Source organism: Arcobacter caeni (assembly GCF_003063245.1).
Classification (GTDB): Bacteria; Campylobacterota; Campylobacteria; order Campylobacterales; family Arcobacteraceae; genus Aliarcobacter; species Aliarcobacter caeni.
In genome coordinates this window covers 1-17502 of sequence record NZ_MUXE01000009.1, presented here as the reverse complement: position 1 = coordinate 17502, position 17502 = coordinate 1, and the positions used below count along the sequence as shown (strand labels likewise).

The 17502-nt window shown below is 26.7% G+C and carries 16 protein-coding genes and 1 pseudogene; 13 read left to right on the top strand and 4 right to left on the bottom strand.

All coding sequences use genetic code 11. The features are described 5' to 3' along the window. Nucleotides 1-30 precede the first annotated feature (30 nt). The 4 genes from B0174_RS07155 to B0174_RS07140 are packed head-to-tail and all read left to right on the top strand — an operon-like array spanning nt 31 to nt 4252. The gene (locus tag B0174_RS07155; protein ID WP_108559140.1) at nt 31-684 is read left to right on the top strand and encodes an outer membrane protein assembly factor BamD; all 654 of its coding nucleotides are present in this window, start codon (nt 31-33) and stop codon (nt 682-684) included. A gap of 26 nt (nt 685-710) precedes the next feature. Further along, entirely contained in the window at nt 711-3128 is a 2418-nt protein-coding gene (gene lon, locus B0174_RS07150; RefSeq protein ID WP_108559137.1) for an endopeptidase La, read from the top strand. A 4-nt stretch (nt 3129-3132) separates the two neighbouring features. Further along, nucleotides 3133-3726 (top strand): hypothetical protein, encoded by a 594-nt coding sequence (locus B0174_RS07145; protein ID WP_108559135.1) that lies wholly within the window; start codon nt 3133-3135, stop codon nt 3724-3726. Next, on the top strand, nt 3710-4252 hold the full coding sequence (locus tag B0174_RS07140) for a rhomboid family intramembrane serine protease (protein ID WP_108559133.1): 543 nt from the start codon (nt 3710-3712) through the stop codon (nt 4250-4252). Before B0174_RS07145 ends, B0174_RS07140 begins: the two co-directional genes overlap by 17 nt. On the opposite strand, the gene B0174_RS07135 is transcribed toward B0174_RS07140, so the two are convergent. Beyond that, a complete protein-coding gene (locus B0174_RS07135; protein WP_108559131.1) occupies nt 4253-4450 on the bottom strand; it encodes a hypothetical protein in 198 nt (65 codons plus the stop codon). A gap of 24 nt (nt 4451-4474) precedes the next feature. Between B0174_RS07135 and B0174_RS07130 the strand changes: the two genes are divergently transcribed. Continuing rightward, complete coding sequence (locus B0174_RS07130; RefSeq protein WP_108559129.1) at nt 4475-4675, top strand: CPXCG motif-containing cysteine-rich protein; 201 nt, start codon at nt 4475-4477, stop codon at nt 4673-4675. Here B0174_RS07130 and B0174_RS07125 read toward each other — a convergent pair. Then, entirely contained in the window at nt 4672-5760 is a 1089-nt protein-coding gene (locus B0174_RS07125) for a methyltransferase (protein WP_108559127.1), read from the bottom strand. The genes B0174_RS07130 and B0174_RS07125 overlap by 4 nt on opposite strands. A gap of 425 nt (nt 5761-6185) precedes the next feature. Between B0174_RS07125 and B0174_RS07120 the strand changes: the two genes are divergently transcribed. The 4 genes from B0174_RS07120 to B0174_RS07105 all read left to right on the top strand — a co-directional run bounded on the left by B0174_RS07120 (nt 6186) and on the right by B0174_RS07105 (nt 11922). After that, the gene (locus B0174_RS07120) at nt 6186-9248 is read left to right on the top strand and encodes a tetratricopeptide repeat protein (protein WP_108559125.1); all 3063 of its coding nucleotides are present in this window, start codon (nt 6186-6188) and stop codon (nt 9246-9248) included. 87 nt (nt 9249-9335) lie between these two features. Next, the gene (locus tag B0174_RS07115) at nt 9336-10787 is read left to right on the top strand and encodes a protein adenylyltransferase SelO (RefSeq protein ID WP_108559123.1); all 1452 of its coding nucleotides are present in this window, start codon (nt 9336-9338) and stop codon (nt 10785-10787) included. A 45-nt stretch (nt 10788-10832) separates the two neighbouring features. Beyond that, entirely contained in the window at nt 10833-11060 is a 228-nt protein-coding gene (locus B0174_RS07110) for a DUF2798 domain-containing protein (protein WP_108559121.1), read from the top strand. A 4-nt stretch (nt 11061-11064) separates the two neighbouring features. Then, complete coding sequence (locus tag B0174_RS07105) at nt 11065-11922, top strand: DMT family transporter (RefSeq protein WP_108559119.1); 858 nt, start codon at nt 11065-11067, stop codon at nt 11920-11922. A gap of 3 nt (nt 11923-11925) precedes the next feature. Here the strand turns inward: B0174_RS07105 and B0174_RS07100 are convergent, their stop codons facing one another. Then, nucleotides 11926-12141 carry a hypothetical protein gene (locus tag B0174_RS07100; protein ID WP_108559118.1) on the bottom strand — a complete coding sequence of 72 codons (216 nt, stop codon included), beginning with the start codon at nt 12139-12141 and terminating at the stop codon, nt 11926-11928. Nucleotides 12142-12208: 67 nt separating this feature from the next. Next, entirely contained in the window at nt 12209-13660 is a 1452-nt protein-coding gene (locus B0174_RS07095) for an acetyl-CoA carboxylase biotin carboxylase subunit (protein WP_108559116.1), read from the bottom strand. A 155-nt stretch (nt 13661-13815) separates the two neighbouring features. Here B0174_RS07095 and B0174_RS12445 point away from each other — a divergent pair. The 4 genes and pseudogenes from B0174_RS12445 to B0174_RS07080 all read left to right on the top strand — a co-directional run. After that, nucleotides 13816-14223: pseudogene (locus B0174_RS12445) on the top strand (DUF1016 N-terminal domain-containing protein); the annotation flags it as partial. Then, nucleotides 14212-14805: a PDDEXK nuclease domain-containing protein gene (locus tag B0174_RS07090; protein ID WP_228156433.1), complete on the top strand. Its 594-nt coding sequence runs from the start codon at nt 14212-14214 to the stop codon at nt 14803-14805. The pseudogene B0174_RS12445 and the gene B0174_RS07090, both read left to right, overlap by 12 nt. Nucleotides 14806-15005: 200 nt before the next feature. Then, nucleotides 15006-16253 carry a PIN-like domain-containing protein gene (locus B0174_RS07085; RefSeq protein ID WP_108559114.1) on the top strand — a complete coding sequence of 416 codons (1248 nt, stop codon included), beginning with the start codon at nt 15006-15008 and terminating at the stop codon, nt 16251-16253. A 2-nt stretch (nt 16254-16255) separates the two neighbouring features. After that, nucleotides 16256-17323: a Fic family protein gene (locus B0174_RS07080; protein ID WP_108559112.1), complete on the top strand. Its 1068-nt coding sequence runs from the start codon at nt 16256-16258 to the stop codon at nt 17321-17323. Nucleotides 17324-17502 lie beyond the last annotated feature (179 nt).

The following is a 17502-nucleotide window of genomic DNA, read 5'->3' as shown; positions in this document are numbered from 1 at the left end:
ATATCACTTTTATGAAAAAGGATATTTAAAATGAACAAAAGCTTTAACTTTAAAAATTTATTATTAATAGCTTGTGCTGCCTTTGTACTTACTGCTTGTTCAAGTAAAAATGAAGAAGAGTATAATAAACCAGCGATTTACTGGTATAACAAAATGTTAAAACAGATTGCTTCAAGTGATTTAGATGCAGCTGATGACACATATACATCACTAGAGAGTGAACACAGAAATACTCCATATGTTCCAACAGCAATGTTAATATTGGTTAATGCACATATTGATGAAGAAGAGTATGCTTTAGCTAACTTTTATTTGGATGAGTATATTAAAAGATTTGGTCTTAGTAAAGATATTGATTATGCAAGATACTTAAAAATCAAAGCTAACTTTTTAGGATTTAAATATCAATTTAGAGATCAACAACTAATAGAAGAGACTTTAACTCAAATCAATGAATTTAAAGTAAAATATAAAAATTCTCCATATATGCCTTTAGTTGATACAATTAATTCGAGATTATTTATGGCAAAAGCTTCTATGGATAAAGAAATAGCAGAGCTTTATATAAGAAGAGACAAAGACTTAGGAAGTGCTTTTTATGATCAAAAAGTAAAAAATTCTTGGGTAGAACCAACAGAAATTGTACCTGTAAAAGTACCTTGGTACAGAGCAATATTTGAATAATATATGATTTTTAGGAGTTAAATTAAATGGAATTAGAAAATTATGATGAATTCCCACAAACTATACCTTTAATAATAGAAGATGATATATTTTTATATCCTTTTATGATTGCTCCTTTATTTTTAAGTAATGAAGAAAATATTAAAGCAGTTGAATATGCAATTGAACACAACAAACTTGTAGTTGTTACGGTTTCAAAGCAAGGGAAAGAGGGAAAAAGAGAAGCAGATTCTTTTTATGATGTAGGTGTTGTTGGAAATATAATGAGAAAGGTATCTTTACCTGATGGTAAGATAAAAGTTCTTTTTCAAGGTTTGGTAAAAGGGCATATTTCTGAATTTACAAAAGAAAATTCTTTATTTGCAAAAGTTGATATTTTAAAAAGTGAAGAATCAAAAGAAGAAAGTATTAAATCAGTTATTGAAGTATTGATTGACAATGTAAAAAAATTATCGAGATTAAATATCAAATTTCCAGCTGATTTAGTAAAAACAATTGAAGAAAACGATGATGCAACAAGAATTGCTGATTTAATTTCATCAGTTTTAAAAGTAAAAAAAGATGAAGCTTATAAATTATTTGCTCAAACAAATATCGAGCAAAGATTATTTGATATTATTGAAGTAATTAAAAAAGAGATTGAATCTTTTAAAATTCAAAAAGAAATTACTCAAAAAGTAAATTCAAAAATTGAAAAAACTCACAAAGATTATTTCCTAAAAGAACAAATCAAAGCTATTCAAAAAGAACTTGGAAGCGATAACCAAAAAGATGCTGAGGTTAAATCTTATAAAAAAAGATTAAAAGCTAAAAAAGAGTTTATGCCAAAAGAGGGTTATAAAGAAACTAAAAAGCAAATTGAAAAATTAGGAAGAATGAATCCTGATTCTCCTGATGCTTCACTTTTACAAACTTATGTTGAACAAGTTTTAGATATTCCTTTTGGAGAATATGCAAATGAAAAAATATCTGTTAAAAATGTTGAAGACCAGTTAAATAAAGACCATTATTCATTGGTAAAAGCAAAAGAGCGAATTTCAGAATATTTTGCAGTTAAACAACTTCTTGAACAAAGAAATATTGAAGATTTAAAATCAAAAGGTACAGTTCTATGTTTTGTAGGACCTCCAGGTGTTGGTAAAACTTCATTAGCAAACTCAATTGCAAAAGCATTACAAAGACCACTTATAAGAGTTGCTCTTGGTGGAATGGAAGATGTAAATGAGTTAAGAGGACATAGAAGAACTTATGTGGGAGCAATGCCAGGACGACTTGTGAAAGGTTTGATTGATGCAAAAAAAATGAATCCAGTAATGGTTTTAGATGAAATTGACAAACTAGGTGCAAATCATAGAGGTGATCCAACAGCTGTAATGCTTGAGATTTTAGATCCTGAACAAAATCATGAATTTAGAGATTTATATCTAAATTTTCCACTTGATTTATCTCAAGTTATTTTTGTATCAACTGCAAATGATGCTAGAAAAATTCCAGCACCATTAAGAGATAGAATGGAATTTATTGAAATTTCATCTTATACTCCAAATGAAAAATATCATATTGCAAAAGATTATTTAATTCCTCAAGAATTAGCAAAACATGGGCTTAAAAAATCTGAGATTAATTTAAATAAAGCAACGATTGAGCTAATTATTGAAAAATACACAAGAGAAGCAGGAGTACGAAATTTACGAAGAGTATTCTCTAAATTATTTAGAAAAGTTGTAAAACAAATTTTAAATGATCAAACAATAGAAAAAGTTACAATTGCAACAAAAGATTTAAAAGCATATTTAGATAATCCAATTTTTGAAATCGATCCAGCTGATAAGAAAAATTCTATTGGAATTGCAAATGGATTAGCATGGACTTCTGTTGGTGGAGATGTTTTAAAATCTGAAGCTATTAAGTTAAAAGGAAAAGGTAGTTTATCTGTTACTGGAAACTTAGGTGAAGTTATGAAAGAGTCTTCAAGAATCTCTTATTCAGTTGTAAAAGTTCTTATTGATAATGGAACTTTAAAAATTGATAATAAAATTATTCCAAAAACTGCACAAGAAATTACGGATAAAGTAGTAGTTGATTCAAGTGAAGTTTATAAAAGATTTGATATTCATTTACATATTCCAGAGGGTGCAACTCCAAAAGATGGACCAAGTGCTGGAATTACAATGGCATTAACAATAGCTTCTGTTTTATCTGAAAGACCTATTAAATCAGATATTGCAATGACAGGAGAACTTACTCTTTCTGGAAAAGTTTTACCAATTGGTGGACTAAAAGAAAAATTAATTGCAGCATATAAAGCAAAAATGAAAAAAGCTTTAGTTCCTAGAAAGAACTTTGAAAGAGATTTAGAAGATATACCTCAAGAAGTAAAAGATGCTATGGAAATAAAAGCTGTTGATGTAATAGAAGATGTTTTGAAAGAAGCATTAGTTTAAATAAATGAAAAGAGGAGCTAGAGATAGTTTAATTGTAAATAACTTTTTTACTCTAGCTTCAATTGTATTAATTACTATAACTATAGTTTTATATTCTAAATATATTGCAAATGATAGTTATGAAGAGATAACAAAAGAGGAAGTTATTCCTCTTTTGTGTGAAAAAGAAGTTTTCACAGTTTCAAAAATTTATAATCAAGAACTTCTAAATAAATCTATAAAAGCTTTAAATAAGGGTTTTTATAAATTAGAAGGTTCTTATAAAAAATCCCAACAAACACAATCTATTATTGAAGATTTTATCTCTATTGAGGAATTAAATAGTTATTATATAAAAGCTATTGAGAAAAAATCAAAAGAAGATATTACCAAATATTTAACTATAAAATATGAGATAATAGAAAATGATAAAAAAGAACAGAATAAGAAAATAAGTGATTGTAAATTTTGTTCAGGAGGAATTTTGACTTCATTTTTAGCCGATGATAAAGAGATTTTTAAATTTTATACAGATTTTAAACTTTATGATAAAAATGAGATAGCTTCAAAAATAGATTGCGCGATAAAGGTATATAAAAACAATGTTAAAAAACTTTAGTAAAAAAGATTTTACAGCTACAAATGTACTAATAATAATTACAGTTTTAATGTATATTATTCAAATAAATATCTCAAATGGTGGAATATTATTTGGATTAAATCTATATTTTTTAGTATATGGTTTTTGGTGGCAACCACTTACTTCGATGTTTGCTCATGGCGGAATTGCTCATCTTGGAATGAATATGTTTGTTCTTTGGCAATTTGGAAATCTAATTGAGAGATTTAAAGGAGCCAAAGAGTTAGTATCTTTATATTTAATAACTGGTTTACTAACTTCTCTTTTCTCTTTTGCATATATTTATTATTTGGATCATAATGTAAACTTAGTTGGAGCATCAGGTGCTATTTGTGCGCTTTTAGGTTATGTGGCTTATTATGATAAAGCCCAAAGAAGTGGGATAATAACTTGGGTTTTACTAATCTCTGTGGCACCTTTGATAATTGGACTTCCAATTGCTTGGTATGCCCACTTTATTGGTTTAGCAGTTGGATTTTTATATGCAATTATTAGAGGAAAATAGTTAGTTCTTTAGAAAATAAGTAACTATACTCATAACAAATATAACAATTGTTAATCCTATAAAAATATCTTTTAAGGTTACTGTTGGATTTAAAATTCCACAGTATGGGCATTGTCTTTTTTTTGCTTCAATTTCATTTTTACAATTTTTACAAGTTGCTATGATTTGTCCTTTTGTAAGTTTTTGAAATAGTAACATATTTTATAGTTTTAAAGGATAAAAATGAAAGAAATATATATTCAATGTCCCTATTGTTTACAAGCTATTTCTATTTTTTTAGAGTATAAAAATTTTGGATTTCAAACAAAAATTGATAATTGTAAATTCTGTAAAAAGCCAATAGAAGTTTCATATATCGTTGAAAATAATGAAATAAAAACTTATTCATACAATAGTATAGAAGAAAATGTAAAGAGTATTTAACTCTTTACATTTTTATGAGCTAAAACCCATAATTCAACTTTTTCAGTTTCTCTTGAATCTGTTCGTTGAGTTCTTCTTGATGATGCTCTTACTTCTCGTCTTAAGTGTAAATCTTTTCTAAATCTATTGTTTTTTTGTAGTTCTTCAATTATTGGATGAGTGCTTTGATTATCAACTTCTTGAGCAAGATTTGAGAATATTAAAACTAATTTTCCATCTTCTTTTAGATATTTTTTTGCTTCTTCAAAAAACCTTGCAAATAGGTCTTCTTCATAATACATCGCTTTATCAATTCCCTCTTCTAGATTGTGTTTTGCCAATAACCAAGGAGGATTAAAAACAATTACATCTACTTTTCTATCGAAATCTCCAAATAAATCACAGTGATTTAGAGTTATTTTCTTTTGAAAATCTAATTTTCTACTTTCTTGATAAACACCAATAATCGCATTTTTATTAGTGTCAGTTGCATAAATATTTTCAAAACCATTTTGGATTAATTGATATGTTAAAATCCCACTTCCCACACCAATATCAATGGCATTATCTTTAGGTCCATCATATTTTTTTAACCATTTATCAAACAGTTTTAAATGATCAAATCTTGTTGGAAAATAAGTTCCATAATAAGGATGAATAGATAAATTTAAAGTTTTAATTTCAAGACCTTTTTCATGCCATTGCCATGAACTATTTAATCCTTGCACTTCTGGATAAGTGATATAAAATTCTGAAACTTCTGGATATAATAATTTTAACCAACCAATATCCGGAGCTTTTTTAACAGCTAGTTTATTGTCAATTACTTTAATAAATAATCTGTGTGAAGCTTCTCTAAACGCAGTTCGATAAGCTCTTTGTCCTTGAAAACTTTTATCTTTGTATTTTTCTGAAAGATTCTTTTTTAATTCAGCTAAAACTTGTAATCCATTACTATAATATTCTTCAACAATCACAGATTTCCCTGCAATCATTTGCCTAACAACTGATTCTGTATCCATTTTTCGGTAAAAACTTATACCATCAACTTTTGTAGTTATAATATTAGGTCTATCTGGTTTGATAGATTGTAAATTTGTAGTCATATAATTATTCCCTTTGTCTTGTGTTGCAATTTATTGTATACAATATTATGGCTTATGTTCTGATTTGGTTTGTGTAATATTAGCTGTTTATTAGTATTTAGTTAGAAAATTCTTCATAAGATAAAGTATCATAATGGGGAAGCTTTTCAGCTCTTTTGTAACTTCATCTATCCAAACTTTTTCTATAGAACTATTATTAAAAGAGTTATGACTTTCTAAAAAGCTCCAATTAACTTGATTCTATCTTTAATTGGTAAATTATAAGCACTCTCTAAGATATTATTTTTTGATATAGGAAAACCTTTTAATTAATGTTTTTGTATTATATCAAATAGATGATTTAAGTCAGTAGCTAGTAATAACTAAACTTTGGTTATTAATTAGTAATTTAGCTAAAATGTAAAAAATATATTGGTTGGTTAAATTTGGAAGAAGAATTAAAAAGATTAATTAGAGAAAAGAAAGTTATTCCTTTTGTGGGTGCTGGTGTTTCTAAAGATGTAAAAGATAAAGATGGTAAAAATATTTTTGTTAATTGGAAAGAATTATTAGAAATATTAAATCAAAAAGTAAATGATGAAAATAAAAGAAATGGAATAGAATTTTTTTTAAAATCAAAAGATATTGATTATCTTCAAATTGCAGATATGATTGAAAAAGAGTTAACAACAGACGATTTTAATAAGCAATTAAAAGAGACTTTTGATGTTGATTTATCTTCGATTGATGAAACAACTTTAGAACTTGCAAAAACTATTTGGGAACTTAATTGTAAACTTATTATCACTACTAATTATGACAAAGTACTTTATCACGCTTGTTCTGATACAAATAAAAAAATTTGGGATATTGAAGCAATTCACGAACAAGCTACATCGTTAAGAGATGGCATATCTCAATCCACTATTTGGCATTTACATGGACACATTGATAATGTTAATAATACTATTTTAACTTCACAAAAATATAATGAACTTTACACAACAGATTCTACAAACAGCAGATATAAAAGTGCATTGGAAACTTTACGAACAACTATAAATACAAAATCTCTTCTATTTATTGGCTTTAGTTTAGATGATGAGTTTGTAGTAAAGCAATTAAATAGAACAATAGATATTTTTGGTGGAAATAGCCATGAACATTATGTTTTATGTAAACAAGGTTCAAAGCCAAATACTTTAAATAAAAATATCAAAGTAATAGAATACGAAAATCATGGACAAGATTTAATAGATAAAATAAAATCATTAGCTCCAACTTTAACAAACAATGAAAATAAAATAGAAGAAAAAATTCCAACGCAAACTAAACAAGAGTTCAAACAACTTACAACTCTTCCAAGTATAAATAAAGATTTTATTGGAAGAAAAGATGAGTTAGAAGAGATAAAAAAACGACTAACTCAAAATAGTTTGATTTGCATAGTAAATGGAATAGGTGGAGTTGGTAAAAGTGAGTTATCATATAAGTATTTACACGAAAATGCACACAAATATAAAAATATTGCTTTTGTTGAGTTTACAAAAGATGACTCTTCAATTGAAGAGGTTTTTATCAGAAAATTTAAAAATGAATTTGGTTTAGAAAATGATGTAACTTTAGATTCTGTAATCATTCGATTACAAAGACTTCCCCAAAGAAATCTTTTACTTTTAGATAATTTAGAAAATATTGAAGACTTTGAAAAAGTAAAAGTTTTAAATACAAATTTCGATTTATTAATAACTACAAGAAAAGATATAGATAAACAAAACCAATTAAATCTTGATACATTAAATCCAAGTGATGCAAAAGAGTTATTTTTAAGTATTTTTAATGAAGATGCAAATATTGAAGATATTTTAGTTTATTTAGATAATCATCCTTTATTTATAACCTTAACTGCTAAATCACTTGATAAAAAATATATAACATTAGATGAACTAAGAGAAAATATCAAAAACAACACTATCTCAAAAATTGATTCAAAAGATGATAAAACTTTTCAAGAACATTTACAAAATACCTTTGATAAACAGTTTACAAGTGAATCAAAAGACGAACTAAAAGAACTATTACAAATCTTAGCAATATTCCCATCTATTGAGATAAGTTTTGAGATTTTACAAAAATCAATTGGATTAGAAAAATTAAGAGTAAATCTTCAAAAATTAGTTGAAAGAGGTTGGCTAACAAACAAAGAAGACTCATATAAACTTCATCAGATTATTAAAACATTTATATTAAGTGAATACAAAATTGAGTATGAAAAGGTTACTTTTATTTTTGAAAATATTTCAAAATATATAAATCCTGATGACTCAACTTTGATTGCAAACAGATTAAATGGATATATTTCTATAATTGAGTCTTTTTTAGAGATATTTAAAGAAAAAGAAGATGATTTTATATGTGGACTTCTTGATTCAATAACACATTTGTTTTATTCTTTTGCACAATATGAAAAATCATTAGATTATCAAAAAAAGGCATTGGAATTTAGAATAAATAATTATGGTGATAATAGTTTAGAAGGAGCAATAAGTTATAACTTATTGGCAATAGTTTATCAAGTAATAGGAAATTATCAAAAAGCTTTTGAATATTCAGAAAAATCTTTAAAAATAAAAGAAGAGAAATTAGAGAATAAACATCTTGATTTGGCATTAAGTTATGGTACAACAGCTTCTATTTATCTAAGTATTGGAGAATTAACAAAAGCTTTTGAATATTCAGAAAAATCTTTAAAAATAAGAGAAGAGAAATTAGAAAATAAGCATCATTTATTAGCTGTATCTTATTCTAGTATTTCTTTAATTTATAAATACAAAGGACAATTAGTTAATGCATTAGATTATCAAAAAAAAGCATTGGAGTTATTTGAAGAATTATTAGAAAAAGAACATCCCAATTTAGCTACTTCTTATAATAATATTTCACTAATTTATTTAGCTATGAAAGGGAAAGAAAATCTTGAAAAGGCATTGGAATATCAAAAAAAGGCATTGAAATTATCTGAAGATTTATTAGATAAAAAACACCCATCTTTAGCTACTTGTTATAATAATATTTCAATGATTTTTCGAGATATGAAAGATTTTAGAAAAGCTTTGGAATATCAAATAAAAGATTTAGAAATTTTAAAAGAAATATTAAGTGATAATCATCCATCTTTAGCTATTTGTTATAATAATATCTCACTAATTTATCGAGATATGAAAAATTTTAAAAAAGCTTTAGAATATCAAATAAAAGATTTAGAAATTTCTGAACTAACATTAGGAAAAAAACATTTTTCTTTAGCTACATGTTATAGTAATATTTCTTTAGTATATAAAGATTTAAAAGAGTGTATAAAAGCAAAAGAGTATATGCAAAAAGCCATAGATATTTGGGAAGAAAGTGAATATCATAAAAAAGAGTTATTTGAAGCTCGGAATTATATAAAAGAGATAGATTACAATATCAAAAAAAATAAAAAAGGTAAATTCTGTAAAGATATCTAAACAAGACTAAATTCATCCTCTTTTATGTTCCCTTTTGGTAAGCTTCTTACATATATACAAACAAATATTTATCAAAAGAGAAAAATTATGAAATTAAACAAATTAAAACTTGAAGTTGATTATTTCGAGTTTGATGAAAAGTATTATAACAAAATAAATCCCACACCACTTAAAAATCCTAAACTTGTATCATTTAACCCACTTGCTTGTGATTTAATAAATCTTGATTATGAAGAGTGTAAAACACAAGATTTTGTGGATTTTATAAATGGAAGTAAGATTTTAGAAGGTTCAACTCCTTTTGCTATGGCTTATGCTGGGCATCAATTTGGATATTTTGTTCCACAACTTGGTGATGGGCGAGCTATAAATTTAGGAAGTGTAAATAATTGGTATTTACAAACAAAAGGTTCTGGACTTACTCGATATTCACGACAGGGTGATGGAAGAGCGGTTTTGCGTTCATCTATTCGTGAATATCTTATGAGTGAAGCTATGTTTGGTTTGGGAATTCCAACTACTAGAGCTTTAGGAATTATTGATTCAGATTCTTTTGCTCATAGAGATTGGGAAGAAGAATCATGTGCCATAGTTTTGCGAATGTCACCATCTTGGATTAGAGTTGGAACTTTTGAGTATTTTGCCAGAAGTAGAGATAAAGAGACAATCTCTCAACTAGCAGATTATGTGATAAAACAGTCGTATCCACACTTGGAAAATGAAGAGAATAAATATGAAAAAATGTTTTATTCTTTGACTGATAAAACAGCTGAACTTTTAGCACTTTGGCAAGTTTATGGTTTTCAACATGGAGTTATGAATACTGATAATTTTTCAATGGCAGGTCTTACTATTGATTATGGTCCTTATGCTTTTATGGATTATTTTGAGAAAAATTCTATTTGTAATCACACAGATGCAGAGGGAAGATACTCTTATAATAACCAACCTTATGTTGCTAGATGGAATTTATTTGCATTGATTCCAACTCTAAAACTAATTTGTGATGAGAGTAAATTAGAATCTTATATGAAAGCATTTTTGCCACAACATGAAAAGATATATTTAGATATGATGAATAAAAGATTGGGCTTGGATGCTTCAAAAAGTGGAAACTCAAATCTTAATTTAATTTTAGAGTTACTTGGAAGTTTGGAAAATGCAAAAATGGATTACAATGTTTTCTTTTATAGATTAACTCATCTTAAATCTTTTGAGGATTTAAGCTCAATTCTTGATATTGCAGTTTTTCAAGAGCCACTTAAACAATGGTTTGAATCTTATAAAAAAGTTTGTGATGAACAAGAAACAACTTTTGAATCAAGATTTGAAGTTATGAAAAAAGTAAATCCAAAATATATATTAAAAAATTATATTCTTCAAGAAGCTATCGAAAAAGCCCATGATGGTAATTATTCTTTAGTAAATGATTTATTAAAAATCGCTCAAAATCCTTATGATGAACATCCAGATTTTGAAAGATATGCTAGACAAACTCCTATGAATTTTGCTAATATAAAACTTTCTTGTTCATCTTGAATAAGAAAAAAATCAAATGATTCAAAAAGGTTAATAGTAATAAATATGATAAATAGAAAATATGAAAGAATAGTTTTTGCTTTTTTTATGGCATTGTTTATGAGTTTTATAATGAGTTTTATAATTACATTTATAAATTTAGGGTTTGTTGATATTTTTTTATCTAGTTGGATAAGAGCTTGGCTGATTGCTTTTACTTGTGCATTTCCAATTATTGTGGTTGTGGCACCAATAGTTCACAAAATTGTTCACAAATTAATAGCAAAAATATAAAAAGATGAAGAGTAATATTTTTATAGATATTAAACTCTTCATTCTAATATTTATAGCATTACTTTTTCTAGCAACAAATTCTATTTTATGTAAAATGGCAATTTCTACTCAAAATATAGATGCCTTTTCTTTTACATTTTTCCGAATATTATCAGGTGCAGTTTTACTTTTATGTATCTATTTTTTTAAAAATAAAAATCTAAAATTTAGTTTCAAAAAGAACTGGCTGAGTTCTTTTATGCTTTTTTTATATGCAATTTGTTTTTCATATTCATATATAAATATGTTTGCTGGTATTGGAACACTTATACTTTTTGCGGTTGTTCAAATAAGTATGATTTTAATTGCACTTTTTTATAAAGAAAAACTTACACTTAATAAATTATTAGGAGTTTTAGTAGCTTTTTGTGGATTGGCATATTTGCTTTATCCAAAAGAAGATTTTTCTATTTCACTTTTTCATACATTTTTGATGGTTATTTCAGGTATTGCTTGGGCTATTTATAGTGTTATTGGAAAATCTTCAACAAATGCTTTATTAAATACAACTGACAATTTTTTTAAAGCAACAATCTTTACAATAATATTTATGATATTTTTTATAAATGAATTTAAGTTTGATTTATATACTTCTTTTTTAGCAGTTCTTTCAGGTTCGCTTACTTCAGGATTGGGTTATTTGATATGGTATGAAGTTCTTCCAAAAATCAAAATAACAACAGCTAGTATTTTGCAACTTATTGTTCCTATTTTGGCTATCTTTTTAAGTGTGATTATACTTAATGAAAAGTTTAGCTTTGAGCTTGGTATTTCAACTTTTATTATTCTTTTTGGAATATTTTTAGCTTTAAAAAAAGTCTAAATTTTATTTATTTTCTCTTGGTTTTGGAGGCACATTTTCAATACCTTTAAATGGTTCACTCCATTGAAGTTGAGAGGGAATACTTGGTGAATTGTCTCTTCTATTTATGTCAAAATTAATACCATTAAGAGCAGGTTTTTCTTCAAAAAATATAAATGCAATAACCAATACAATGAAACTTATTATTAATTTGATAATCGTATATTTTAAATCTTTCATAAAAAGATTGTTACATTGTTTTGATTAATTCTTGCTATGTAGTTATTAAGAATCTCAAAAGAGATTCTTAATGTTTTACTTTTAGGTTGTTTTTGTTAATAGTTTCCATTAGTTTCATAATGTTTGCTATTTTGTCTTCTTCTTTTTTTATATTATCTTCACTATGAAGTGTAAATATTTCCATTTTTTTATCTAAGTAACTTGTATTAAAAGTTCCATTAATAAAATCTTCATCTCTTACAATTTCTCTGTGTAATGGAATATTTGTAGGGAATCCCTCAATATAAAACTCATCTAAAGCTCTTTTTGCTTTTTTAACAGCACCTTCCCAGTCTAATGCCCAAACAATTAGTTTTCCAATCATAGAATCATAGTTTGAAGGAACTTTATATCCAGTATAAATACTTGTATCAATTCTTACTCCTGGACCTCCTGGAGTTAAGTATTTGATAACTGTCCCAGTTCCTGGCATAAAGTTTTTTTGTGGATTTTCTGCATTGATTCTGAACTCAATTGCATAACCTCTAAAATGAACTTCTTCTTGTAAAAATTGAAGTTTATCACCCTCAGCAATTTCAATCATTCTTTGAATAATATCAACACCTGTGATTGTTTCAGTAACTGGATGTTCAACTTGAACTCTTGTATTCATTTCAATAAAATAAATATTATCTTGTTCATCAACTAAAAACTCAACAGTTCCAACACTTTCGTATCCTAATTTAAACATAGCTTTTGTGGCAATTCTATAAAGCTCTTTTCTAGTTTCGTTATTTAATCTTGGACTTGGAGCAATTTCAATAACTTTTTGATGTCTTCTTTGAATAGAACAATCTCTTTCACCTAAATGAAGAACATTTCCGTATTTATCAGCAATAATTTGGATTTCAATATGTCTTGGATTTTCAACATATTTTTCAATGAAAACTTCATCCCTACCGAAATATTTCATAGATTCATTTGTCGCACTTTCATACATATCTTTGAAATCTTTTTCAAGTTTTACAATTCTCATTCCTCTTCCACCACCACCAAATGCAGCTTTGATGATAACAGGGAAACCGATTTCTCTTGCTATTTTTTCACCTTCTTGAATATCTTTAACAGGCTCATCAGTTCCCTCAAGAACTGGAACACCAACTTTTTTCATGGCAACTTTTGAAGCCATTTTATCACCAAAAAGTTCAATATGTTCAGGTTTTGGACCAATAAAAATTAGTCCATTATCTTCACAAGCTTTTGCAAAATCTGCATTTTCACTTAAAAATCCATAACCTGGATGAATAGCATCACAATCAGATTTTTTAGCAATAGAGATAATTCTGTCATAATCAAGGTAAGCTTGAATTAAATCACCCATAATTGGATAACATTCGTCAGCTTTTCTAACCCAAATACCCTCAACATCAACTTCTGAGAATATAGCAACGCTTCCGATTTCTAACTCTTTACATGCTCTAATGATTCTAAGAGCTATTTCCCCTCTATTTGCTATAAGTACTTTTTTTATCTTTGCCATCTAATTTTTGCCTTTTGTAGATTTTAATTTTATTTGGAAATTGTAGAGTTTTTTTTAAATTTAATCTTCTTATTCATTGCTAAAATAATTGTTCATTATTGCTAAATATTTTATTTGTTGGTGTTATAGTTGAGAAGAAAAAATAATTATTATTTATTGTTTTTTATCATGATATTAAATCTATTTTACAAACAGCAAGAGACAATGCTTATAAATCCGTAAATTTTATAATGGTGGAAGCCTACTGGAATATAGGTAAAAAGATAGTCGAAGTTGAACAAAATTGAGAAACAAAAGCAAAATATGGTTCAAAACTTATAAGTGAATTATTAAAACAGCTAACGGTTGATTTTGGTAGTGGGTTTAGTGTAAGAAATATAAGGAATATGAGACAGTTATATAACTGTTTTCCAATTTGGCAGACAGTGTTTGCCAAATTGAGTTGGAGTCATTATTTACTTATTTTGAAAATTGAAAACGAAAAAGCAAAAGATTATTATATTCAAGAAACAATCACTTCAAACTGGAGTGTAAGAGCATTAGAGAGACAAATAAATTCGCTTTATTATGAAAGACTTATATCAAGTCAGGAAAAACAATCAGTTATTCAAGAAGCAAAAGAAAATACAAAAAATCTACAACTTACAGCAAAAGATATTATCAAAGACCCTTATGTATTGGAATTTTTAGATTTAAAAGATAATAAATCATTCAGAGAAAATGAACTTGAAAGTGCCTTACTAGAAAAAATACAAGAATTTTTATTAGAATTAGGTCGTCGTTTTGCATTTGTGTCACGACAAAAAAGAATCAAAACACAAATAAGTGATTTTTATATTGATTTAGTTTTTTATAACTACCTTTTAAAATGTTTTGTACTTGTGGATTTGAAAATAGGAAAACTAACCCATCAAGATATTGGGCAGATTGATATGTATGTAAATATGTACGATGATTTAGAAAAAAATGAAAGTGATAATCCAACTATAGGAATAATCTTATGCACAGACAAAGATGAAATCATCGTAAAATACTCACATATAAATAGTAAAGATAATCTTTTTGTATCAAAATATCAGCTTTATTTGCCAACGGAGGAAGAATTGAAAAGTGAGATTGAACGGGATGTTTTTGGATTAAGATGATAGAAAGTAAAAAAGAGTAAGAATAAGTGGAAAATTTTTATGATCTTAATTTTAAAGTGAAAGATTTTTCAAAAGCCAAAGAATTAAAAAGTTAATAAAATTGTTATTAGTCAAATGAAGATTTTGAGTGGTGAAGATAGAAAAGAGTTGTATGATATGCACAGTAAGAACAAGGAAAATTAAATATAAGGAAATAATATATGAAAAAAACTTTTAGAGAATATCACCAGTACTCAGAAAATGAATTCAAAAAACTTTGGAATGAATGCATTTTTGTGTTTGATACAAACACATTGTTAAATATGTATCGATATCGGCGTGATACAGTAGATAAATATTTTGAAGTTTTAAGTGAGCTTAAAATTAAAAATAAGCTTTGGATTCCCAATCAAGTAGGTTTTGAGTTTTATGAAAATAGAATAACGGTTATTTCAAATTATGAAAAGTCTTATGATGCAATTTTAGATATATTAAAAACTACAAAAGATAGTATTGATAAAGACTATAAAAATCATCCTTTTTTAGATTGGGAAGAGTTAAAAGGTAACATTGACAAAGGACTTGAATCTGTTATTAAAGATATTAGTAAGAAAAAGCAATCTCATCCAAAGTTATTAGATAAAGATGATATTCTAGAAAAAATAAATAACTTATTTAACTCTTGTGTTGGTGAATGCTTTGATGATAAAAAACTTATAGAAATAAAAAAAGATGGAGAAATAAGATATTCTAAAAAGATTCCACCTGGATTTAAAGATGCAAAAAAAGATGATGATAAGAAATATGGAGATTTAATCCTTTGGAAACAAATTATAGAGAAAGCAAAAGTTACTAAAAAACCTATAATTTTTATATCAGGAGATGTCAAAGAAGATTGGTGGCTTGAAAAAGATGGAAAACGAATTATGCCATTACCACAATTAAAAAAAGAAATTTATGATGAAGCAGAAGTTGATTTTCATATATATACTGCGGATAGATTTTTAGAATATTATCAGCAAGAATATCCAAAACAATCTATTGATAAAATATTTATTGATGAAGTTCGTAAAATAAGAGAACTTGAAGAAAAGAAAATGACTAGAGCAAGAAAAGAATTATCTGAATATGAATTACACAGAAGAAATTTATTTGTTCATGGTAGATTTGAGGAGAATAGGCATTTATACATGGAAATAGAAATGCAATTGAATGAATTGATTCACTTGTGCATGGAACATAAATATTTTGACGAACTTCGGCATTTATTTCATCGTTATTCAAGATTTATAGAAAGATTGCATATCAAAGAAAGAGATGAAGAATTTCATGATGAAATCAATTATTATCTAAAAAAGATAAAACACCTTCTGTTGAAAACAATTGAAATTGAGAAAAATAATGACTATTTCCATCAATCTTTATCAATAATCAATAAGATAGATAAAGTACTTAGATTCAGAGATTGAAAATGAATCCATTTAATCTAAAATCCTTATCTCTACCACAACAAATTGAAACCCAAAAAGTCCTAAAAAAAGCAATATCGGCAAATAGGGCTTTGGCAAACCTAAATGGTGTGGCTCGTATTATTCCAAATAGTGCCATTTTGATAAACTCTTTAGTTCTTCAAGAGGCAAAAGATAGTTCAGCTATTGAAAATATTATTACAACTCACGATGAACTTTATCGTGCAAACCTTGATATTGAAAGTGTAACAAATGAAGCAAAAGAAGTTCAAAATTATAAAGAGGCACTTTTAAGAGGTTTTGCACTTGTAAAAGATACAAAACTACTTCTTAAAAAACATATTGTAGAAATTCAAGGTGTTTTAGAACAAAATGATGCAGGTGTGAGAAAACAAGCAGGAACAAATCTAAAAAATGCTTTGACTGGTAAAGTGATTTATACTCCGCCACAAGATTATGAAACTATTCAAGAGCTTTTGACAAATCTTGAAAATTATATTAATGAACCAAATGATATTGACCCACTTGTAAATATGGCAATCATTCATCATCAGTTTGAATCAATTCATCCATTTTATGATGGAAATGGACGAACGGGAAGAATTATAAATATTTTGTATTTGATTTTAAAAGATTTGCTTGATATTCCAGTTTTATATTTAAGTAGATATATCATCACTCATAAAGCTGATTATTATAAACTTTTGCAAGAAGTGCGAACACAAGATAAATGGGAAGAGTGGATTTTATATATGCTTGATGCAGTTGAAAAAACTTCACTTGAAACCATTGAGCTTATTAATAATATTAGTCATTTGATGATAAAAACTCAAGATAAAATATCGCAAGAATTGCCAAAAATTTACAGTAAAGATTTAGTAGAAATACTTTTTATGCACCCTTATACAAAAATAGAGTTTTTAATTGAGAAATTAAATCTTCATAGAGATACAGCATCTAAATATTTAAAAGAACTTGAAAATATAGGAATTTTAAAACCTATAAAAATTGGAAGAAGTAAATATTTTATAAATTTAGAACTTTTTGATATGTTGAAAAAAGGAATATAATTCAATATATTAAGACAATATACCGAAAAAACTAGACTATTTCGGTATATATGGGATCGTTCAAAATTTTGTGTCAAACAGGTAAAATAAACAATACCAAAGGACACAAAGATGAAGATAGAAATAGATGTAGAGCAATTTGCTCGTGATATAAAAGCTGGTAAAAGTATCGGTGGAGC